The 22,677-nt window shown below is 38.5% G+C and carries 17 protein-coding genes, 2 tRNA genes, 1 rRNA gene and 1 riboswitch; of the genes, 14 read left to right on the top strand and 6 right to left on the bottom strand.

Translation table 11 applies throughout. The annotated features are described in order from the left end of the window. Positions 1–11: 11 nt before the first annotated feature. Complete coding sequence (locus tag ACO05S_RS05990) at positions 12–689, top strand: hypothetical protein (RefSeq protein ID WP_421920614.1); 678 nt, start codon at positions 12–14, stop codon at positions 687–689. Positions 690–1,100: 411 nt separating this feature from the next. Here ACO05S_RS05990 and fbp read toward each other — a convergent pair whose 3' ends face one another. After that, positions 1,101–2,123 carry a class 1 fructose-bisphosphatase gene (fbp, locus tag ACO05S_RS05985; protein ID WP_421920613.1) on the bottom strand — a complete coding sequence of 341 codons (1,023 nt, stop codon included), beginning with the start codon at positions 2,121–2,123 and terminating at the stop codon, positions 1,101–1,103. A 286-nt stretch (positions 2,124–2,409) separates the two neighbouring features. Between fbp and ACO05S_RS05980 the strand changes: the two genes are divergently transcribed. After that, entirely contained in the window at positions 2,410–3,666 is a 1,257-nt protein-coding gene (locus ACO05S_RS05980) for an aspartate kinase (RefSeq protein ID WP_421920612.1), read from the top strand. Between the two features lie 318 nt (positions 3,667–3,984). After that, positions 3,985–4,096, top strand: a riboswitch (SAM riboswitch). A gap of 8 nt (positions 4,097–4,104) precedes the next feature. Continuing rightward, positions 4,105–4,227 carry a hypothetical protein gene (locus ACO05S_RS05975; protein WP_421920611.1) on the top strand — a complete coding sequence of 41 codons (123 nt, stop codon included), beginning with the start codon at positions 4,105–4,107 and terminating at the stop codon, positions 4,225–4,227. A gap of 10 nt (positions 4,228–4,237) precedes the next feature. On the opposite strand, the gene ACO05S_RS05970 is transcribed toward ACO05S_RS05975, so the two are convergent. After that, positions 4,238–4,447 carry a hypothetical protein gene (locus ACO05S_RS05970; protein WP_421920610.1) on the bottom strand — a complete coding sequence of 70 codons (210 nt, stop codon included), beginning with the start codon at positions 4,445–4,447 and terminating at the stop codon, positions 4,238–4,240. A 124-nt stretch (positions 4,448–4,571) separates the two neighbouring features. Between ACO05S_RS05970 and ACO05S_RS05965 the strand changes: the two genes are divergently transcribed. The 8 genes from ACO05S_RS05965 (at position 4,572) to ACO05S_RS05930 (ending at position 16,065) form a co-directional block, all read left to right on the top strand. Next, on the top strand, positions 4,572–5,891 hold the full coding sequence (locus tag ACO05S_RS05965) for an O-acetylhomoserine aminocarboxypropyltransferase/cysteine synthase family protein (protein WP_421920609.1): 1,320 nt from the start codon (positions 4,572–4,574) through the stop codon (positions 5,889–5,891). Between the two features lie 126 nt (positions 5,892–6,017). Continuing rightward, complete coding sequence (gene metX / locus ACO05S_RS05960; RefSeq protein ID WP_421920608.1) at positions 6,018–7,052, top strand: homoserine O-acetyltransferase MetX; 1,035 nt, start codon at positions 6,018–6,020, stop codon at positions 7,050–7,052. After that, positions 7,042–8,232: a homoserine dehydrogenase gene (locus ACO05S_RS05955; protein WP_421920607.1), complete on the top strand. Its 1,191-nt coding sequence runs from the start codon at positions 7,042–7,044 to the stop codon at positions 8,230–8,232. The genes metX and ACO05S_RS05955 overlap by 11 nt, the downstream gene beginning before the upstream one ends. Before the next feature lie 267 nt (positions 8,233–8,499). Continuing rightward, positions 8,500–9,759 (top strand): aspartate kinase, encoded by a 1,260-nt coding sequence (locus ACO05S_RS05950; protein WP_421920606.1) that lies wholly within the window; start codon positions 8,500–8,502, stop codon positions 9,757–9,759. A 57-nt stretch (positions 9,760–9,816) separates the two neighbouring features. After that, positions 9,817–13,485, top strand: a complete 3,669-nt coding sequence (metH, locus tag ACO05S_RS05945; RefSeq protein ID WP_421920605.1) for a methionine synthase — start codon at positions 9,817–9,819, stop codon at positions 13,483–13,485. 146 nt (positions 13,486–13,631) lie between these two features. After that, positions 13,632–14,591, top strand: coding sequence for a methylenetetrahydrofolate reductase [NAD(P)H] (gene metF / locus ACO05S_RS05940; protein ID WP_421920604.1), 960 nt, complete (start codon positions 13,632–13,634; stop codon positions 14,589–14,591). A 221-nt stretch (positions 14,592–14,812) separates the two neighbouring features. Then, complete coding sequence (locus ACO05S_RS05935; RefSeq protein WP_421920603.1) at positions 14,813–15,352, top strand: hypothetical protein; 540 nt, start codon at positions 14,813–14,815, stop codon at positions 15,350–15,352. A 92-nt stretch (positions 15,353–15,444) separates the two neighbouring features. After that, on the top strand, positions 15,445–16,065 hold the full coding sequence (locus ACO05S_RS05930) for a hypothetical protein (RefSeq protein ID WP_421920602.1): 621 nt from the start codon (positions 15,445–15,447) through the stop codon (positions 16,063–16,065). 51 nt (positions 16,066–16,116) lie between these two features. Here ACO05S_RS05930 and ACO05S_RS05925 read toward each other — a convergent pair whose 3' ends face one another. The 4 genes from ACO05S_RS05925 to ACO05S_RS05910 form a co-directional block, all read right to left on the bottom strand. Next, positions 16,117–17,058: a 2-hydroxyacid dehydrogenase gene (locus tag ACO05S_RS05925; RefSeq protein ID WP_421920601.1), complete on the bottom strand. Its 942-nt coding sequence runs from the start codon at positions 17,056–17,058 to the stop codon at positions 16,117–16,119. Between the two features lie 117 nt (positions 17,059–17,175). After that, positions 17,176–17,631, bottom strand: coding sequence for a hypothetical protein (locus tag ACO05S_RS05920; protein WP_421920600.1), 456 nt, complete (start codon positions 17,629–17,631; stop codon positions 17,176–17,178). 25 nt (positions 17,632–17,656) lie between these two features. After that, the gene (locus ACO05S_RS05915) at positions 17,657–18,997 is read right to left on the bottom strand and encodes a dihydroorotase (protein ID WP_421920599.1); all 1,341 of its coding nucleotides are present in this window, start codon (positions 18,995–18,997) and stop codon (positions 17,657–17,659) included. A gap of 32 nt (positions 18,998–19,029) precedes the next feature. Further along, positions 19,030–19,758 carry a polyprenol monophosphomannose synthase gene (locus tag ACO05S_RS05910; RefSeq protein WP_421920598.1) on the bottom strand — a complete coding sequence of 243 codons (729 nt, stop codon included), beginning with the start codon at positions 19,756–19,758 and terminating at the stop codon, positions 19,030–19,032. 968 nt (positions 19,759–20,726) lie between these two features. Here ACO05S_RS05910 and ACO05S_RS05905 point away from each other — a divergent pair. The 3 genes from ACO05S_RS05905 to ACO05S_RS05895 all read left to right on the top strand — a co-directional run bounded on the left by ACO05S_RS05905 (position 20,727) and on the right by ACO05S_RS05895 (position 22,650). After that, positions 20,727–22,252: ribosomal RNA gene (locus ACO05S_RS05905) — 16S ribosomal RNA — on the top strand. Positions 22,253–22,399: 147 nt separating this feature from the next. Next, positions 22,400–22,473: transfer RNA gene (locus ACO05S_RS05900), tRNA-Ile, on the top strand. Positions 22,474–22,576: 103 nt separating this feature from the next. After that, positions 22,577–22,650 (top strand) — tRNA-Ala (locus ACO05S_RS05895). The last annotated feature ends 27 nt before the right edge of the window (positions 22,651–22,677 follow it).

The raw sequence follows: 22,677 nt of genomic DNA, 5'->3' as shown, positions 1-22,677 counted from the left end.
AATTTAAAAAAATGGCAACATTACTTAACGACAATATGTCGTCGCAAACACAAATTAGTAAAGGAACTCGTCATGTAAGATTGTGTAATCGCACACAAGGAGCTGAACAATTGGTTGCAAACATTCAGCCTGCAATTGATTCTTTAAAAGCAAAAAAGCTGGAAACAGAAAAACAAAAAGATCTGAGAGATGCTGCGCAGGATGATGTAATTTATAACGATGCTATTCTCGACGATGCCATTCGTAATATTTCCGACGAAGCAAAATTGTACGACAGAAAGAACCCGGGCAGGCCTGTTTACTTGCTTTTGTTTCCAGATGGTAAATATTCCGATATTGTTCGTGCTGCCCATAATAAAGAAGTACAGCTGGCCGAACAGCTAGCCAAGCGTATCGTAAATTTGGGTGCTGAACATGGGTTGAATTCGTGCCTTGAGCCCTTGAATACTGCTATCGCAAATGTGCGAACCAGTATCGGTAATTTAGAGACTCAGGATACAAATGTAAAAACGGCTATTGCCGATGAGGAAGGTGCACAGGCAGAGTTAAGAAAGCAATACGAATTTAATTTCCACGATGCAGCAAAGATGTTTGGTAAGAAATATGCCGATAGGCTGTTCCCTAAAACCGCTACTAAAGTTAAAAAAGAAGAAAATGAGATGCTTGAAGCCAAGCAAAACGATCAGTAAAGTATTGAAGCAGGCAGTGCATGCTTGCAAACCACATTTTTTTACTTTTGATTAATAGATGTAAGCCTGCATAAAGGATCTGAAAAAAATGAGACCTTGTTTGCAGGCTTACACATGCCTCAGGAAAAAAATAATGCAAGACTTGCATGCTTGCAATCGCCAGCTAAAAAACAAAAAAGTAGGATTTGCATGCGTGCAAACAGCTCAGGAAAACTTTTTTGCAGCTATTGCAGGCATGTAAATACAGCATCATTGTTTTGTGGAGTGAAATGTTGGCGTGTTCAAACTTTTTAAAAAGATATGGCCTCACTTTGCGGGAGATTCTAAGCGTGCGATTCGATTTTTAATTAAAAACCAAAGCCACTTCCCTAACAGGAAAGTGGCTTTGTATTTTGAGCTTTGCTTCAAAGATCAAATATTATTAAAGAAGTGTAAAAACTCTTCTGTTTTTTGTACCATTTTGGTAGAGCCGGTATAAAATGGTACGCGTTGGTGAATCGATTCGGGTTTAATTTCCAGAATTCGTATATCGCCATTGGTAGCCATGCCGCCAGCTTGTTCAGCAATAAATGCAACAGGATTACATTCGTAGGTCAATCGCAGTTTGCCATCGGGATTCTTATTGGTTTGTGGGTAAATAAAAATACCACCTTTTAGCAAGTTGCGATGAAAATCGGCAACCAGCGAACCAATGTAACGCGAAGTAAATGGTCGTTTGCTGCGAGGATCTTTCTCCTGGCAATACTTAATGTACTTTTTCACACCCATTGGGAAATTAATGTAGTTCCCCTCGTTAATGGAGTAAATGGTTCCTGACTTTGGTGTTTTAATGTTTGGGTGCGACAAGCAGAACTCTCCGATTGAAGGATCGAGCGTGAATCCGTTTACACCATTCCCGGTGGTATACACCAACATGGTTGACGATCCGTAAATTACATATCCGGCGGCAACTTGCTTGGTTCCTTCCTGCAAAAAATCTTCCATGTTGGCAACTTGTCCGCGAGGGGTAACACGTTCAAAAATAGAGAAAATGGTTCCTATCGAAACATTAACATCAATGTTTGAAGAGCCATCCAGCGGATCCATGCAAAAAACATATTTTCCGTTTTTGCCCATTTCATCTTCGAAAATGATGATGTCTTCGTTTTCTTCCGAAGCTACAGCTGCACATTCTCCGCTTGCTTTTAGAGCATCAATAAAGTGTGTGTCGGCAAAAACATCCAGCTTTTGCTGATCTTCTCCTTGTACATTCTGATCGCCATGTTCGCCGAGAATATCTACCAAACCGGCTTTATTAACAGCACGGTTCACAATTTTGGCAGCAATTCCGATGTGATGAAGCAAGCGAGACAACTCTCCTTTTGCTCCCGGATGATCAGACTGACGCTCAATAATAAACTGATTGAGTGTTTGAACATTGTTGTGTTCAGTCATTTTAAAAAGGCTTTTGGTTTACATTCATTTGGTGCATAAAGTTATGCTTTTTTATTTAAAGCCAAATCATATTTCAAACGTTTACAGAAAAGTTTATCTGTTTGCATAACAAAGCTACTTTTGGTTAAATCGGTTTAGTAAGCGCATATCATCCTGTTATCTTAAGAAATGTTGAAAAACCTAAAAAGTTGATAAAAATTTTGTTTTACACATGTTTTATTTAGTACCTTCAATATTTGTAAAAAAATAGGGGAACCAAATATCCAAAAAACTTAAGCCATTCTCAATGAACATATTTAAATTTGGAGGCGCTTCGGTAAATAGTGCCGAAGGGGTCAAAAATTTTGTAAAGATTGTTCAATCTTTTAAAGATGAAACAATAGTTGTTTTATCAGCAATGGGCAAAACAACCAATGCTCTGGAACAAATAACCAAGGATTTTTACGAAAAATCAGATGAAGTTGAAGCAAAGTTTCTGGAGTTGGAATTGTATCATCTTCATATTACCAACGAGTTGTTTCCGAACAAAGAGGATGTTGTTTACAAAAAAGTAAATCAACTGTTCGATCAACTGAGTAATTACTTGCAAAAAGAACCAACTCTTGATTATGATTTTGATTACGATCAAATTGTATCCTTTGGCGAATTGTTATCAACATGCATTGTTTCGGAATACCTTCGTTTATGCGGATTGCCAAACATATGGGTGGATATCAGAACCTGTTTGAAAACAGACAATACCTACCGCGAAGGAAAAATTGATTGGGAATTGTCGCAGAAATTGGTTCCGCAAGTCTTCGGTTTCAACAATACCTTTGTATATGTTACGCAAGGTTTTTTGGGCGGTACAATTACCAATCAAACTACTACTTTGGGGCGCGAAGGGTCGGATTACACGGCAGCCATATTGTCATACATTTTAGATGTTGACAAGCTTTCGATTTGGAAAGATGTTCCTGGTATTATGAATGCCGATCCGAAGTGGTTGGATGATGCTGAGAAATTGGATAGAATTTCATACCAGGAAGCCATTGAGTTGGCTTTTTACGGCGCAAAAGTGATTCATCCAAAAACCATTCAGCCAATCAAAAGAAAAAAGATTCCATTGCAAGTTCGATCTTTTATTAACTATAACGAACCCGGTACTTTAATCAGTACGGCATCAAAACAAATGGAACAGCAATTGCCGGTGTTTATCCGCAAGCAAGATCAGGTATTAATATCAATTCGGCCTGTCGATTTTTCATTTATTTTAGAAGAGAATTTAAGCGTATTCTTTGCTCTTTTTGCAAAGCATCGTATGAAAGTAAATCTAACTCAGAATTCAGCAATTAGTTTCTCGGTTTGTGCTGATAGATCAGAAAGAAGATTAAAAGATTTGCAGGACGAAATATCTGAACATTTTGAAGTAAAATACAATGATAAGGTGGAGCTGATTACCATTCGTCATCATACCAAAGAAGCCGTTGATAGAATGACAAAGGGTAGAGAAATTATACTGGAGCAAAGAAGTAGAGATACGGCTCAGTTTGTGATTGTATAAATCAATTTATACCAGTTTTATAACTAACGTGAGTTCGACGGGGACATGCCATGGCGTGTCCTTTTTTTGTGTCAATGCCATGGGTAAATAGGGGCAAACCCATGTATTATACCAATTTTTGATAAAACGAAAGAAGAGGTAATGGATGGGTTTGAAATTTTTTTTTGCACAAAAAAAGACCTGTGCAAATATAAGGTATGGTTTGCACATTTTTAGTTTTAAAAAATTAAGACTTTTGCATCTTTTATTTGGAGATTAAAAAATCATGCCTATATTTGTTGCAGATATTTAAGGTAATACTCGCAGGAGGATATCATTAATTTATACAGAAGAAGTGAGAGACCAGGCTCGATGACCTTCTGACAACCCCGGCAAAACCAAAAGCTGAAAGGTGTCAAATCCTGACCATTTAATTTGGTGAATATAAATTAAAAGATCATGAAGAAGACAGAAATTCACACACAAACAAAACAGGCTCGACAAGAGCAAAACATTCAGTTGCAATCTTTGGCATCATCAAACACAATGATGCGAATGCAAGGAATGATGCGTATGCTGTAACGCATTCTGTCTAAATTCTTTCCCAATTTTTTAGATGCTGGTGCGTATAAAAGAACTCCGAAGCAGGGAATTCAAATTCTAATTTATTTTTTTTCAATGGTTTCTGATTTTCAGAAATGTGAATGAATGCAAAGTAATCTGAAATGGAAATGTTCAGCTTGTTTGTAACAGGAGATAAATAAAGAATTTGCGACAATCCGAAGCCATTCGCTTCTGCCAATTAACTAATTTTTAATAATCAAGGAATTAATCCAAAGTTGTTAACATTTATATGGTGTTATTAAGCGCCGTGTAAATTTCTAAAGGCTAATGGCTTTTGGTAACAGCTTATAAAAAGAATCGCCATGTCGAAAAATTTAAGATACGAAACATTACAAATCCACGCCGGTCAGGAAGTTGAAGAAACAACAAACTCAAGAGCAGTTCCATTGTATCAGACTACTGCTTATACTTTTAACAACTCGGAGCATGCTGCTAATCTATTTGGCTTAAAAGAGTTTGGAAACATCTATACTCGTTTGATGAATCCAACCAACGATGTATTTGAGAAGAGAATTGCAGCCCTGGAAGGTGGAGTTGCAGCGGTAGCAACCGGATCGGGACAAGCAGCCCAGTTTCTGGCATTAACCAACATTCTTGAATCGGGAGATAACTTTATTAGTGCGTCGCAGATTTACGGAGGAACTTACAACCAGTTTAAGGTGCAGTTTAAGCGTTTGGGTATTCAGTGCAAGTTTGTGGATATCGACGAACCGGAAACAATTCTTCCTTTGATCGACGAAAATACCAAAGCCATTTATGTAGAGGCATTGCCTAATCCAAAGTTTTCTATTCCTGATTTCGAGAAAGTATCAGCCATTGCCAAAGAGCACGATTTGCCTTTGATTGTGGATAATACTTTAGGTGCCGGGGGGTATTTATTCCGTCCCTTGGATCATGGAGCCAATGTAGTGGTTGAATCGGCTACCAAATGGATTTGTGGTCATGGTACTGCAGTGGGAGGTGTAATTGTTGATGGTGGAAATTACAATTGGGGTAATGGGAAATATCCTCAGTTTTCCGAGCCATCGGAAGGATATCATGGTTTGGTGTTTTGGGATATTTTTGGATCGGAAGGGCCATTTGGAAACATTGCCTTTGCCATTCGCGCCAGAGTTGAAGGTTTGAGAGATTACGGTTGCAGTCAAAGTCCTTTCAATTCATTCCTGCTTTTACAAGGGCTGGAAACTCTTTCGCTCCGTTTGGATCGTCATGTTGAAAATACCCTGGCTTTGGCAGAATGGTTGCAGGAACAAGACTGGGTTGAACAGGTAAATTACCCCGGATTGCCATCGAGTCCGTACTACGAACGAGCAAAGAAATATTTTAAAAAGGGTGCTGGTTCGGTTTTAACTTTTAAAGTAAAAGGGGGCAAAGAAGTTGCCGATAAGCTTGTAAATGGAGTTGAATTACTATCGCATGTAGCTAATTTGGGTGATGCAAAAAGCTTGATCATTCACCCAAGCTCTACCACTCACGAACAGCTTTCGCTCGAAGAGCAAAAAGCATCAGGGGTTGAACCTGGTTTGTTGAGAATATCGGTGGGGATCGAGCACATCGAAGATATTAAAGCGGATATCAAACAGTCGGTAGAAAAGGCAATTAATATAGAGACAATTAATTAGTTTTCAAATCAATCCCGATCGGAATTCTTTGCAAGGAATTTCGATTGGGATATTCCTGATCTTCTTATCAGAAAAGAGGTTCTCACAAAATCAAACAGCAACAACAACAAACAAAACTTTTAAACAGTGAATCCAAATTGTTACATCCATAAAGAAGGTTTACAACTTGAATCGGGCAAACGCCTAAAGGAGTTGACCATTGCTTATCACACCTATGGGGAGTACGATCCATTGCGAAATAATGTAATTTGGGTTTGTCATGCGCTTACTGCTAATTCGGATGTTTTCGATTGGTGGGCCGGGCTTTTCGGCGAAAAGGATTTCTTTAATCCAAAGGATTATTTTATTGTATGTGCCAACTTTCTTGGCTCGTGTTACGGTACAACAGGACCCCTTTCCAAAAATCCGGAGAATGAACAAGCTTACTATCATGATTTTCCGCAACTGACAGTGCGCGACTTGGTGGCAGCACACGAAATTTTACGAAAACATTTAAATATAAAGCGAATTCACGCAATAATTGGTAGCTCACTCGGAGGCATGCAAGCTTTAGAGTGGGCTTACTTGTTAAACGGCAGCTTGGATCATTTGGTGGTGTTGGCTTCAAATGCCAAGCATTCACCTTGGGGAATTGCCTTTAACGAATCGCAAAGAATGGCAATTGAGCTTGATCCTTCTTGGAAAGAATCGAGTGATGAGGCAGGTTTGCACGGAATGCGAGTGGCAAGATCCATCGCACTTTTGAGCTACAGAACTTATGCAACTTACGATCATTCGCAACAGGAAAATGAGGAAGGAAAAACCGACAATTACAGAGCAAGCTCTTACCAAAGATATCAAGGAGAAAAGTTAGCTCGCCGATTCAATGCCTACTCGTATTGGCATTTGTCAAAAATCATGGACAGTCATGATATCGGAAGAAATAGAGGAGGATTAATCAAAGCGCTGAATGAAATAAAGTCGAGAACATTGGTGATCGGTGTCGATTCAGATCAGATTTTTCCAATAAACGAACAAAAATTCATTGCAGATAACATACCGCAAGCCAAATATTTGGAAATCCATTCGCTATATGGTCATGATGGATTCTTATTGGAACAAGAACAATTAAGCAAAGTGTTACAATCATTTTTAATAGAAAGCAAAATCAATGAGCAATAAACTTAAAATAGGTGTATTCGGATATGGAGTTGTGGGTTCTGGATTGGCCCATGTTCTTAAAAACAGTAAAGGATTGGATGCCTCTATTGTTAAAGTGTGTGTAAGAGATGAAAGTAAAATCAGAGATATTGACCCTAAAGTTGTAAGCTACGAGCCTAATGATATTTTAAACGATCCTGAAATAAATGTTGTTGCTGAATTGATTGATGATGCCGATGCTGCTTATCAGATTGTAAAAACGGCTTTGCAAAATGGGAAACATGTAGTTTCGGCCAATAAAAAAATGTTGGCTTACCATATCGAGGAGTTAATTCAGCTGCAATGGAAGCACAAAGTATCATTTGTATACGAAGCTTCGGCTTGTGGAAGTATTCCTATTATCCGAAATCTGGAGGAATATTACGACAATGATCTTCTTCAATCGGTAAGTGGAATTCTTAATGGCTCATCGAACTATATTCTTACGAAGATTTTTAATGAAGGACTGGATTATGATCTTGCCTTGAAGCAAGCACAGGAATTGGGATTTGCAGAGAGCGATCCAACATCTGATGTGGATGGTTATGATACTTTATACAAGTTGATCATTTTAACGGTTCATGGTTTTGGTCTTTTTGTGCATCCCGATCAGGTTTTCAATTCTGGAATTTCAAATCTGTCGCCAAAGGATATTGAGCTGGCTTCGCAAAAAGGATATAAAATCAGATTGCTGGGCAAAGTTACCAAGGTGAATGGAAATCATGTGAACCTTTTGGTTGCACCAAAGTTTGTGAAGCCTGAGGAACATGCATATACAGTAGAGAGTCATTACAATGGTGTGTTGATTCAAGGAAATTTCTACGATAACCAGTTCATGTATGGGAAAGGTGCCGGAGCACACCCAACAGGTTCGGCTGTATTGTCGGATATCACGGCTTTGGCTTACAATTATAAATATGAGTACAAAAAGTTAAAATATTATGGAGGTTTGGAGTATACCAACGATATGAAAGTTGAAGTATACTTAAGATACACGAATAAGGAGGATTTGGCTTTGTTCGAATTTAAAGATATCAGCGAATCTCTTACAGGGAAAGAGTTCAATTACGTAATTGGAACATTGAACCTTTCTGATTTGATAAAAATTCGTCATCAAATTAAGGGGAGAGATATTTTCCTTGCCTATTTGGGCGACGAATAATTGAAAATTTCGTTTTCATCTTCACGATGAGTTTTTCTTTTGTAGAGAAAATGCCGATAGGCAAAAGGGAGGAAGAGTAGAAAGAAATAATACAAACAAAGCCCTCTGGCTCTCGCCATCTCCCCCTAAGAGGGAAGAGCGTAATAATTCAACAGTTTCTCTTTTTATACGATTCACTTAAGTGATAGATTATTAAAAATGGAAGAACAAAATAAGAATTGTGAGAATACGATAATTTCTCATGTCTAAGATCTAATAGTCTAAAAAATGATAATATACAAATTCGGTGGAGTATCCGTAAAAGATGCAGCTGCCATACGAAACATCTGTCAGATAATTGCTAAGGTAAAGCGACCCCTTACTGTTGTGATTTCGGCGATAGGTTCAACTACAAACCTGCTGGAAGAACTGGTAGATGCATATTTTTTGGGGAGTGATGAATGTTGGAAACATTTTGAGACACTAAAGAAGAATCACCTGTCAGTGCTTCACGATTTATATGAAGAAGTGCCGGAGCACATTGCATCGGAAATAAACGCTCTTTTTATCGAGCTGGAAACCAAAATGTCAAAACCATCATCCGATCGATTTAATTTTGAATACGATCAGGTGATTGGTTTTGGAGAGTTGCTTTCAACTACCATGATTTCTGCATATTTAAACGAAACAGGACAGAAAAATAAATGGGTTGATATCAGGAGTTGTTTGGATTCGGATAACAATTATGTGGATGCCAATATTAACTGGGAATCCTCAAAAGAGAAAGTGAATGCAAAATTTGTTGATGATCCGCAAGCCTTATACATCACTCAAGGCTTTATTGCCCGAGATAAGGAAGGATTTACCACATCGCTGGGGCGCGAAGGTTCGGATTATACAGCAGCAATATTGGCTCATTTGCTTGGCGCTGATAAAATGATCATTTGGAAGGATGTGTTGGGAATTTTAAATGCCGATCCTGACTATTTTGAAACAACTACCAAACTGGATTTGATTCCATATCACGAGGCAATAGAATTGTCGTATTACGGAGCCAGAGTAATTCATCCCAAAACCATAAAGCCATTGCAGGCAAAACAGATTCCTCTTTGGGTAAAATCATTTATCGATCCATCTCAGAAAGGAACATTAATAACAAAGGGAGAACAGCCGCAGCCAATGCTGCCAAACTATATTGTGAAGAAAAAGCAGGTGATGGTAAACCTAAAACCTTTAAATTTCTCATTTATTGGTGAAAAGGATCTGGTTTTTATCTTTTCGCTCGTTACAAAGTTTAGGATTAAGCTTAATTTTACTCAAAACACCGCAGTTAGTTTTGCATTTTGTGCCAATAGTTCGGCACGAAATATTCAGGAATTGATTGATGAACTAAGCAAAAAGTACGAAGTAGATAGAAGTGAAGATCTGGAATTGATAACGGTTCGACATTATACACCAGCAACCATCGAAGAGATTCAAAACAAGCATCATGTGCTTGTGGAGCAAAAAAATAACAATACAGCTATATATTTGACCGTAGCAAATTAAATTATTAAGAATCAAGCTAATTGCTACAGGCTAATAGCTAACAGCTTTTAAAAAAATATGAAGCAAAAGTATACAATAAAGCAGGCATTGGAAAATCAGATTTTGGTTCTTGATGGAGCTATGGGAACCATGATTCAAGCTCATAAGTTGAGCGAATCTGATTTTAGAGGCGAAAGATTTGCTAATATTTCTGCTGATCAAAAAGGTCATAATGATTTGTTGTCTCTTACTCAGCCGGATATCATTAAGAATATTCATCTTGAGTTTTTAAAATCAGGAGCTAATATTTTAGAGACCAATACTTTTAATGCAAATGCAATTTCTTTGATTGATTATGAGCTGGAAGAATTAGCTTACGAGCTGAATTATGAATCGGCAAAGAACGCAAGAGAAGCAATCGAAGAAATTCAAAAAACAGATCCACATACTCCAAGATGGGTTGCCGGTGCCATTGGTCCAACCAACAAAACAACATCCATGTCTCCAAAGGTTGAAGACCCGGGTTATAGAGATGTTGGTTTTGATGACTTGGTAGAAATCTATACAGAACAAATTAAAGGTTTAATTGATGGTGGTGTAGATGCCTTATTGATAGAGACAATATTCGATACATTAAATGCGAAGGCTGCGGTATATGCAGCAGATCTACTTCTGGATGAGAGAGGATTGGATCTGCCCATCATGATTTCGGGAACAATCACCGATAAAAGCGGAAGAACCTTATCGGGGCAAACCTTGGAAGCCTTTGTTACTTCGATGAAAAGTGACAGGCTGCTGAGCATGGGCTTGAACTGTGCATTTGGAGCCAAAGACTTAGTTCCTTTTATTCAGCAATTGGATACTTTGTTACCTGCCTATGTTAGTGTTTATCCAAATGCAGGTTTGCCAAATGAGTTAGGCGAGTATGATGAAACTCCTGAAACGATGATTAGCGATTTAAAGGAGCTTCTGCAGGGTAGGAAAGTAAACATTGTTGGTGGATGTTGCGGAACAAGGCCTGATCATATTCAGGTAATTGCAGATCTTGTAAAAGAGTGTGCCCCAAGAGAAATTCCTTTGATCGAAACAGAAACTCGCTTAAGCGGATTGGAAATGTTACGCATCAATTCGATGAGCAATTTTGTAAATGTTGGTGAGCGTACAAATGTTGCAGGATCCAGAAAGTTTGCACGATTAATCTGCGAAGAAAAATACGAGGAAGCATTGTCAGTTGCTCGTTCTCAGGTCGAAAACGGCGCTCAAATCATTGATGTAAACATGGATGATGCCATGTTGGATGCCGAGAAAGAAATGGATACGTTTTTGAAATTATTGGTTTCGGAACCGGAAATTTCTCGTGTGCCAGTGATGATTGACTCCTCGAAATGGTCGGTGTTGGAAGCCGGGTTGAAATGTGTGCAAGGCAAATGTATTGTAAATTCCATCTCCTTAAAAGAAGGGGAAGAGGAGTTTATAAAGTATGCTACTCGAATTAAAAGGTATGGTGCTGCAGCAGTTGTTATGGCTTTCGATGAAAAAGGTCAGGCCGATACCTACGAGCGTAGAATCGAAATTTGTGGAAGAGCTTATAAAATACTGACTGAGCGCATTGGTTTTCCTGCTGAGGATATCATCTTCGATCCCAATGTATTGGCAATAGCTACGGGAATTGAGGAGCACAACAATTATGCAGTAGATTTTATCAAAACGGTAAAATGGATTAAAGCAAACCTTCCTCACGCCAAAATAAGTGGAGGAATTAGTAATCTTTCATTCTCATTTCGCGGAAACAATGTGGTTCGTGAGGCAATGCATTCGGTGTTTTTATACCATGCCATTAAAGAAGGCTTGGATATGGGAATCGTAAATCCGGGAATGCTGCAGATTTACGATGAGATTGAACCGGACTTGCTACAGAAAGTTGAAGATGTTGTTTTAAACCGAAAGCCTGATGCAACGGAAATCTTAATAGAATTTGCAGAAGGCTTAAAATCATCGGGAACAGCTCAGGTAAAAACTGATGCTTGGAGAGCTAAATCTGTTAATGAAAGATTGTCCTACTCTTTGGTAAAAGGAATTACCGATTACATTGAGGAAGATGCAGAAGAAGCGCGCCAAAATTACCCACGTGCATTAGAGGTTATCGAAAAACCTTTAATGGATGGTATGAATGTAGTTGGTGATTTGTTTGGTGATGGTAAAATGTTTCTTCCACAGGTTGTGAAATCAGCAAGGGTAATGAAAAAAGCAGTTGCTTATCTTCAGCCTTTTATCGAAGAAGAAAAAAGCAGTGCTGCCGATGCAAAAAATGCCGGTAAGATATTAATGGCAACTGTAAAAGGCGATGTTCACGATATTGGGAAAAATATTGTTGATGTGGTTTTAGGATGTAACAACTTTGATGTTATCGACTTGGGCGTTATGGTGCCATGTTCCGAGATTTTGGATGTGGCCAAACGAGAAAATGTGGATGCCATAGGGCTGAGTGGCCTGATTACCCCATCTTTGGAAGAAATGTGCTTTGTGGCCGAAGAAATGCAACGCGAAGGATTCGATATTCCGTTGGTGATAGGTGGTGCAACGACTTCCGAACTGCATACTGCGGTAAAAATAGAGCCAAATTATAAGAATGGTGTTGTTCATGTAACCGATGCCTCGCAATCTGTTGGAATTTTTAAGAAACTTTGTGATACAAGCAAACGGGAAGAATATCTAGACATTGTGAAAGATCAATATCAACATGTTCGTAATGATCATGCCAAGCAAAAATCAGCAGAGTATTTTTCATTGGAAGACGCCAGGGCAAATGCCGAAGCTATCGATTGGATCAACTCGCCAATTTATAAACCAAAGAAAACAGGCTTGCAAGTGCAGAAGAATTTCTCGATCAATGAAATAAGAAAATACATCGACTGGACTTTCTTTTTTGTGGCTTGGGAGTTAAAATGCATGTATCCCGAAATCATGGAGGATCCTGACTATAAGGAGGAGGCAAAAAAACTATTCGACGATGCCAATAAAATGCTCGATGAAATTGCCAGAGAGAATTTACTTGAGGCAAGTGCTGTATATGGTTTATTCCCTGCAAATGCTGTGGGCGATGATATCGTAATTTATGCTGACGAGGAAAGAAGTTCGGAGTTGAAACGCTTTACTCAGATTCGCCAACAGGAAAAGTTCTCGAAAGGCTTAAGCAATTTGTGTTTGAGTGATTTTATAGCTCCCCTTGAATCAGGAAAAATAGATTATGTAGGTGCTTTTGTGGTTACTGCCGGACTTGGCATTGAAGAAAGTCTGAAACGATTTGCCGATGAAAATGATGATTACAATAGCATCATGATAAAAATACTAGCGGATAGATTGGCCGAAGCATATACCGAATTATTACACGAGCAAATCCGAAAAGAAGATTGGGGCTATGCGATTGATGAAGAACTGGGCATTGAAGAAATGCTGCGCGAAAAATACCAGGGCATTCGTCCGGCATTTGGATATCCTTCTCTGCCAGAACATTCAGAAAAACAAGTGCTTTGGGATTTCTTGAATGTTGAGGAGAACATAGGAGCAACATTAACCGAAAGTTTTGCCATGTATCCGGCAGCATCGGTAAGCGGATTGATTTTGGCTCATCCCGATGCTATTTATTTCTCTATCGATAAGATCAAGGAGGATCAGCTTAAGGATTATGCCGATCGTAAGGGAATATCAGAAAAAGAAGCAAGAAAATTATTAAGTGCAATTATATAGGATATATCGCAATGCATATCAGGTTTTTAAATGTAAACTAACTACCAATTGCAAATATCTAAGGAGGCAGATGAAAGGTTCATGATTAAAAGAATTATTGCAGATCTTGAGGCTTCCATCATACAATTGGAAAAAAAAATAAACAGATGAAAGTAATCGAACATTTAAATAAAGCAATTGAGAATAAAGCCACTTATTTCTCTTTCGAACTCTTGCCTCCATTACGGGGTAATAGTATTGACAAAGTATTTAATACCATAGAAAAACTTCGTGAGTTCGATCCGAAGTACATAAATATTACAGCTCACCGCGATGAGGTGATTTTCGTAGAATCACCAAATGGCGGATTCGAGAAGAAGATTACGCGCAAACGTCCCGGAACTGTGGCTGTGGCTGCGGCCATTCAGAATAAGTACAAACTTACTGTTGTTCCGCATGTAATCTGTAGCGGTTTTACTCCCGAAGAAACCGAAAATGCCCTTTTGGATCTTAACTTTCTGGGAATTCATGATCTCCTGCTGTTAAAGGGTGATTCTTCGCCTCGTCATGATTTTGTTTCGAATAATGGAGAGCACAAGTATGCCATTGATCTGATTGGGCAGGTGAACGATATCAACAATGGAACCTTTTTGGATGGGACTCATGTTGATCCATTTGAAACTCCTTTTTCTTTTGGTACGGCTGGTTATCCCGAAAAACACGAAGAGGCTCCCAATCTAGAGTCTGATTTGTATTGGCTGAAGAAAAAAGTTGATGCCGGAGCCAAGTACATCGTAACGCAAATGTTTTTCGATAATCAGAAGTTTTTCGATTTCGAGAAAAAGGTTCGAGAAGCTGGTATTACAGTTCCTGTTGTTCCCGGAATTAAACCAATATCTGCTTTGTCACAATTAAATGTGCTTCCGCAGATTTTTAAAACAGAAATACCCGAAGCCTTGGCCTCAGAGGTGCGAAAGTGCAAAAGCAACGAAGAAGTAAAACAAGTTGGTGTTGAGTGGGGAATTCAGCAAAGCAAAGAGTTAATTCAACATGGTGTGCCATCATTGCATTTTTATACATTAATGGCGTCAAACTGCGTTAGAGATATTGCAAAGGCTATTTATTAACGAAATTATAAACGCTGCCTAAATCCCTTTTCAATCTTTGAAGAGGGATTTTTTTTCAAACTGCAATGAAAAATTGTGGTGCTACACTACCACAAAATGTAGTCTGCTTCTGACGGTCAGAACAGCATTTCCGTATTTATCCAACTCATTTTTTTAGCATCAACAGCAATAAAAACAGTTCTCATTCAGTTAAAAAGTTGAATTGATAACAAATGAACAAAATGAGAAAGACAATTATTCTAATTCTATTGATGAGTGCGGCTTTTCTTACAAAAGCACAGGTTTTTAATACTTCCCGAATCTTAAAAGGGGGTGAAGCTGCCATTGGTTTCGAACCATCCTTGTTGGTGTATGATGGCGATACCGATTTTATGATGTTTTTTCATGCAGGTGTTGGATTGGGGCAGAATATTGACTTGGGAGCAAAGTTTGGTGCTTTTGGCAATGAAAATTTTTATGGGGGTGATTTGGAATTTGGTTTCAGTAAAACGCTTTCCTTGTCGGCAGGAGCTCACCATTTTCACGATTTTGCATTGGATGGTACAGCAAATGTGACAGTGCCATTAGCCAGAGGAACAAACCTGATTACAGGTTTGGATATGGACATTGTTTTTGGCAATACAAGCAAAATTCCTCTATGGATTCCTCTGGGAATACAGGTTTCGGTTGGTAATGGTTGGTCTCTGATTATGGAGTCGGAAATTGAATTAACCGATGAGGCTTATCATTATTTTGGAGTAGGAATGGCTTATGGATTTTAGTTTGATTTGTAATGGTAATAATGGTATTTATAAAAATCAACGTATCTTGATAATCATTAAAGCTTTGAATCTATTAAAACCACCATAGTCAAATGAAAAATGAAGAATCAAGCATCGAAAAATTAAAAGATTTTGCTTCTAAAACGCATCGAAAAATTAATTGTTGCGAGAAATTACACCCTTCTAACAGCCTGCATCCTGTAAGCTATTATCGAAGATTTATTAGTATTCCGGAAAATGATGAGAAGCAAGTTTTTTTTGCTTGCTTTGCAGATTCTCGCAAATTAGATCATTTTTTTTCTTACAGTGGAGTGTTTTTTCCCATTGATGTAGCAACTGAAACGAAAATTTGTATTCGTAAAATGAAGGTCTTCGATAAAATGAATTTGTTTAGTAAGAAGATTCATTACAAAACGGGCATTAATGCCTTTGATTCGCAAGTAGTGTTTGAGGATTTTACGGCCATCGGCACAAATCAAATTTTCACCAATACAAAAATTCAAGAAGTAATTTTAAAGGTGTTCGATTTTGATATGCGCTTAAAAGTGGGTGTAAATATGTTGAATATCGATTTCATTCCTGAATTAAAGGGAAAATCGCATATTGGAATTTATCTTACCAATGAATGGTACTCTGATTTTTCTATGATTGAGCTTTTATTCAATTTGGCTGAGCGATTAAAGAGTCGGGTGATTAAATTAAAAACAGTGTAGAATGGCCTGAGTTCGAAAAAAATCGAACTCAGCTTATTGCAAGATTGTAATTTACAGAGCAAATTCATCAATTATTTTCTGTGCAGTAACTTCTGATAATTTAATATTCGATTCGTGGGTCCAACCTCCAACATGCGGACTTAACAAGACATTCTCGGCTTCAATTAAATATTGAAATTCGGTAGGAAGTTCACTAGCATGCAAATCTTCGAATGAAGTTTTTTCGTATTCCAAAACATCTAAACAAGCACCTTTTACTTGTCCTGATTCAATATTTTTAACCAAATCAGCAATTCTTACTACTTTTCCTCTTGCTGTATTAATTAAAAAGATTGGCTTTTTAAATTTATTTAAGAACCCATCATTCACCATAAACATGGTTTCTTCTGTTTGTGGAACATGCAGACTTAAAATATCACATTGTTCAAACAAATCTTCCAATTGTTTTTCAGTGCAAAACTCATCTGAGTAATCAAATTTGTATTTATCGTAGGCAATTACTTTGCAACCAAATCCTTGCAACCTGCGAGCAAAAGCACCGCCCATATTACCATAGCCAATTATACCAACGGTTTTACCCATGATCTCTATTCCACGATTCTCTTCGCGTCTCCACTTTCCATTTCTAACTTCCCAATTGCAGCGGCACAGGTTGTTAAATAAAGTAAGCAACATGCCAACAGCATGTTCTCCAACTGCATCGCGGTTTCCTTCGGGAGCATTAAAACATCTAATACCTTTGCTTTCGGCATATTCAACATCAATGTTTTCAAGTCCGGCACCAACACGACCAATAAATTTTAGCTTAGAGGCAATATCCAGTTCGGTTTTGGTAAGCTTGAATTTACTTCTAATTATAAAACCATCGAACTCTGGAAAAATTTCCAGTAATTCATCTTTATTTTTTTTAGGAGCATATGTGCAGTCAAAACCAGCATCCTGCAACATTTCTAATAATCGAGGATGTGTTGAATCTATAAATAGTACTTTCATTGTATTTTTAAAATTGAGAATCAGGATGAACTTCTTCCTGAAATTAAAGTTTTGGTGATGCAAATGTAGTGAAAAACCTTAATCAGTTTTTTCTAAAACAATTACGAAACTGGCTTTTTAGCCATGTAACTTACCAGAAGCATCATATATTTCAAATCCAAACATTAACTTTTTGACTTCCTTGAGAAGTTTTAACTGATCTTTATCCCAATACCAATTTTCCTCGAATTGAATTTTTCCTGTTCTTGTATTTAATTCATTCTCCTCAATAATATTTTTAATTTCTTTCTGAGTTAAGAGATGATTGTCGTAATAATCGTAAGCTTTAAGATCTCCTTTATTAACGGCATTCAAAATCTCTTTTATTAGAAATGAACTATTTGTGTTTTCTAAACATTCATTTAGCCATTCGTCATCCGGGTTTGGATTTTTTACGATCACTTCATATATAATAGGATCAGCAATAAGCTCACCTTGCGCTTTCGTTGGCAAGCTTTCTGTTTTGTTTTGGCAAGAAAACAAAAACAGCCCCGAGGTAATCAGAGCTGTTAATATATAATAGAATTTTTTCATGTTCTATAGGTATATCATGTGTTTATTAACGATCGAAACTCAGGCGCATCCCTTTTTTACTTTCATTAAACTTACCATTGTCATACACCAGATGTCCATTCACAAAGGTTTTTTCAACCATATACTGGAATTTCTCTCCATCAAAAGGAGTCCAGCCACATTTGTACAAGGTATTTTCTTTCTTGGCAGTCCAATCTTCTTCCTTAACAAGAACCAAATCGGCAAAATATCCTTTACGGATAAAGCCTCTATTAGCAACCTGGAAAATTTTAGCAGGAGTGTGGCACATTTTCTCAACAAGCTTTTCCAAACTAATTTTACCACGTCGCGACTGTTCAAGCATTGCGATCAAAGAGTGTTGAACCAAAGGGCCTCCACCAGCAGAATTCAAATAATTGCCGTCTTTCTCTTCCTCGGTATGCGGAGCATGGTCTGTTGCAATAACATCCAATCTGTCATCAAGCAATGCTTCCCAAAGTTTTTCTTGATCTGCTTTTGTCTTGACAGCTGGGTTCCATCGTATTCTGGCTTTCTTGGTCAAATAGTCTTTGTCATCAAACCACAGATGATGCACACATACTTCGGCAGTAATTCTTTTGTCTTTCGATGGAATCGAATTGTCGAATAAATCCATCTCCATTCCTGTCGATAAGTGAAGGATGTGCAAACGGGTGTTGTATTTTTTGGCCAATTCAATGGCTTTCGATGACGATTTGAAACAAGCCTCTGCACTTCTAATAATACCATGGTATTCCATAGGAATGTCCTCGCCATATTTTTCTACAAATTCAGCCTGATTTTTTTCAATCATCGGACTGTCTTCACAATGCGTAGCGATCAAAAGAGGAGCTTTTTCAAAAATCTGCGAAAGGGTTTCAATATCATCCACCAACATATTACCCGTTGATGATCCCATAAATATCTTAATTCCGCAAACCGATTTCGGATCGGTTTTTAAAATCTCTTCTAAATTGTCATTGGTAGCTCCCATGTAAAAGGAATAATTTGCTAAGGATTTTTCAGCACCTAGCTGATATCTTTCAGCTAGCAATTCCTGTGTTACTGTCTGGGGCTTCACGTTCGGCATGTCCATAAACGAAGTGGTTCCTCCAGCGACAGCAGCTCTCGATTCAGTATATAAATCACCCTTGTGTGGCATTCCCGGATCACGGAAATGTACTTGATCATCAATTACACCAGGCAATAACAATCTGCCGCCAGCATCAATTACAATCCAACTTGGATCAATGTCTGCTATATCCGATGTGTATATCTCTTCAATCAGTTGATCTTTAACCAAAACACTTCCTGCGAATTTCTTGCCTTCATTAATGATTAAGGCATTTTGTATTAAATAAGTCGACATTTTGCTTGCTTAGTTTTAAGTATAGTGACAATCTATCTTTCGTATTTCGTAAAGAAGCTACGTAGCTTCATTTTAACAACTCCCCAAACAGCTTCATTAAAAATACCACCACTCATTTTTGATGTACCTTTTGTTCTGTCCGTAAAGATGATTGGTACTTCAATAATGTTAAAGCCAAATTTCCAACTTGTAAATTTCATTTCAATCTGAAAAGCATATCCCTTAAATCGAATCTTGTCCAGATTGATGGTTTCCAGTACTTTTTTGGTATAGCATTTAAAGCCGGCAGTTGAATCGTGAATCTTCATCCCGGTAATCAACCGTACATATTTCGATGCAAAATACGACATCAAAACTCTACCCATGGGCCAATTTACAACATTTACACCAGAAACATATCGCGAACCGATTGCCATATCTCCACCTTGTTTTGCACACGCTTCATATAAACGGATCAAATCTTCCGGATTGTGCGAAAAATCAGCATCCATTTCAAATATGTATTCATAATTGTTTGCAATAGCCCATTTAAAACCAGTAATATAAGCAGTACCCAAGCCAAGTTTTCCTTTGCGCTCAATCATGTGCAATTGTGAAAACTCCTTTTGCAAGCTTTTCGCAATATCCGCCGTTCCATCAGGAGAATTATCCTCAATGATTAGGATATCGAATGCCGTTTCCAGCGAAAATACTTTCCTAACAATGGCCTCAATATTTTCTTTTTCATTGTAGGTTGGAATAATAACAAGTCTATCTGTCACCTTCAGAGAATTAAAGTGTAAAACAATTTATCTGCACGAAGATAGTATATCTGTAATAAAACTGTCATTTCCATTTGTTAAAAAGAGTGAAAAGCCAATATTTATTATGCCGGTTCCCTTCGGGTCGGGCTATCCGCTCTATCTTTTTTCTAAGAATTAAAAAATGGATGCCGCTACTATCCCTACCGGAGCATTGTGGATGCTTATAATTGGAAAATGATCGAATAGACATTTTAAAAGAGTAAAAAACACATTCGTTGAAAATTTTTCTAATTTTTTTCTTTCGGGTTATCAGGATGTTAGCTTGGTGTTAAGAAAAAGTTTGGAAAAGTCGATTTGGAATATTGGAAAATGATGCGTTATCTTTGCAGCCGCTTTACAAGGGTAAGGCGTTAGAGTAATTCTTGAGGGATTTTGGAGTGGTTTATCCACGATAACATATTAGATAGCAATTACAATTTTGAAAAGTTTTAGATTTTTTTTGAAAAAGATTTGGAATTGTAAAAATAAAACGTTTATCTTTGCAGCCGCTTTTGATAAGAGCTAATTCTTTGGAGCACTAGTATCTATGAGGCTTTGGAGAGGGATGAGGCTCGGAAAAAAAAGTTAAAAAAACATTTGCAATTATAAATTAAAAGTATTTATCTTTGCAGCCGCTTCTCAAACGAGGGGAGTTTAAAAAAAAGTTTTGTGAGTGAGGTGTTGATCTGATGGAGGTCGCATCGGGTAAAAAAAACTTCAAAAATATTCCAAATTTTATTTGGATTTAGGAGAAAGTTTTATTTATCTTTGCACTCGCTTTTCCGCCTGATTTTTCAGGAGGTTTAGAAGGAAAAAGCAGAACGGAACGTTCTTTGAAAATATTGAAAACAAGAAGTTAGGTAAAAACAAGAATACAACCTTGTCAATAAAAAATTACCATTAAACTTTGATAATCTGAATGAGACAGAATTTATAAAAACTTTTATACAACGAAGAGTTTGATCCTGGCTCAGGATGAACGCTAGCGACAGGCCTAACACATGCAAGTCGAGGGGTAACATTACTGCTTGCAGTAGATGACGACCGGCGCACGGGTGAGTAACGCGTATGCAACCTTCCTTGTACAGGGGGATAGCCCGGAGAAATCCGGATTAATACCGCATAACAATCATATTTCGCATGGGAGATGATTTAAACCTTTTTGGGGTACAAGATGGGCATGCGTAACATTAGCTAGTTGGTAAGGTAAGGGCTTACCAAGGCGATGATGTTTAGGGGGTCTGAGAGGATAGTCCCCCACACTGGTACTGAGACACGGACCAGACTCCTACGGGAGGCAGCAGTGAGGAATATTGGTCAATGGGCGCAAGCCTGAACCAGCCATGTCGCGTGCAGGATGACTGCCCTATGGGTTGTAAACTGCTTTTTTACGGGAATAATTGCATCTACGAGTAGGTGTTTGAATGTACCGTATGAATAAGGATCGGCTAACTCCGTGCCAGCAGCCGCGGTAATACGGAGGATTCGAGCGTTATCCGGATTTATTGGGTTTAAAGGGTCCGTAGGCGGGCTTGTAAGTCAGTGGTGAAATCTCACAGCTCAACTGTGAAACTGCCATTGATACTGCAGGTCTTGAATTTAGTTGAGGTGGGCGGAATACGTTATGTAGCGGTGAAATGCATAGATATAACGTAGAACACCGATTGCGAAGGCAGCTCACTAAACTGATATTGACGCTGATGGACGAAAGCGTGGGGAGCGAACAGGATTAGATACCCTGGTAGTCCACGCCGTAAACGATGATTACTCGTTGTGCGCGATACACCGTGCGCGACTGAGCGAAAGCATTAAGTAATCCACCTGGGGAGTACGTTGGCAACAATGAAACTCAAAGGAATTGACGGGGGCCCGCACAAGCGGAGGAACATGTGGTTTAATTCGATGATACGCGAGGAACCTTACCTGGGCTTAAATGCAGTTTGACTGATCTGGAAACGGATCTTCTCTTCGGAGCAAATTACAAGGTGCTGCATGGTTGTCGTCAGCTCGTGCCGTGAGGTGTCGGGTTAAGTCCCATAACGAGCGCAACCCCTATCGTTAGTTGCTATCAGGTAATGCTGAGGACTCTAGCGAGACTGCCACCGTAAGGTGAGAGGAAGGTGGGGATGACGTCAAATCAGCACGGCCCTTACGTCCAGGGCTACACACGTGTTACAATGGCCAGTACAAAGGGCAGCTACCTGGTGACAGGATGCTAATCTCAAAAGCTGGTCTCAGTTCGGATCGGAGTCTGCAACTCGACTCCGTGAAGTTGGATTCGCTAGTAATCGTATATCAGCAATGATACGGTGAATACGTTCCCGGGCCTTGTACACACCGCCCGTCAAGCCATGGAAGCCGAGGGGACCTGAAGTTCGTAACCGTTAAGGATCGACCTAGGGTAAAATTGGTAACTGGGGCTAAGTCGTAACAAGGTAGCCGTACCGGAAGGTGTGGCTGGAACACCTCCTTTCTGGAGATTCAGGATATCGACAAAATGTTTATGGTGATAAGACAGAGTATTGTTCTGTTTTGCCTGACTTTTTACTTGTTTTCATTTTAATATACCATAACCCATAGCGTTAGGGTGATTAACCGCTAGCATATGGATTATTAATTTAGTCCTGTAGCTCAGTTGGTTAGAGCACTACACTGATAATGTAGGGGTCCGCAGTTCAAATCTGCGCAGGACTACAGGTTTAATTAATAATTATCAATTAATAATTAACAATGGAAAGCTGTTGTAATTATTAATTACACAATATTCATTATTAATTAAATAAGTGAAACGTAATATGGGGGATTAGCTCAGCTGGCTAGAGCGCTTGCCTTGCACGCAAGAGGTCATCGGTTCGACTCCGATATTCTCCACGAAAGATACAAAATGGTGTATTTTAA

Origin of the sequence: Marinifilum sp., from assembly GCF_965230805.1 — a bacterium.
Taxonomy (GTDB): Bacteria; Bacteroidota; Bacteroidia; order Bacteroidales; family Marinifilaceae; genus Marinifilum.
This window is presented reverse-complemented; position numbering and strand designations above follow the sequence as displayed.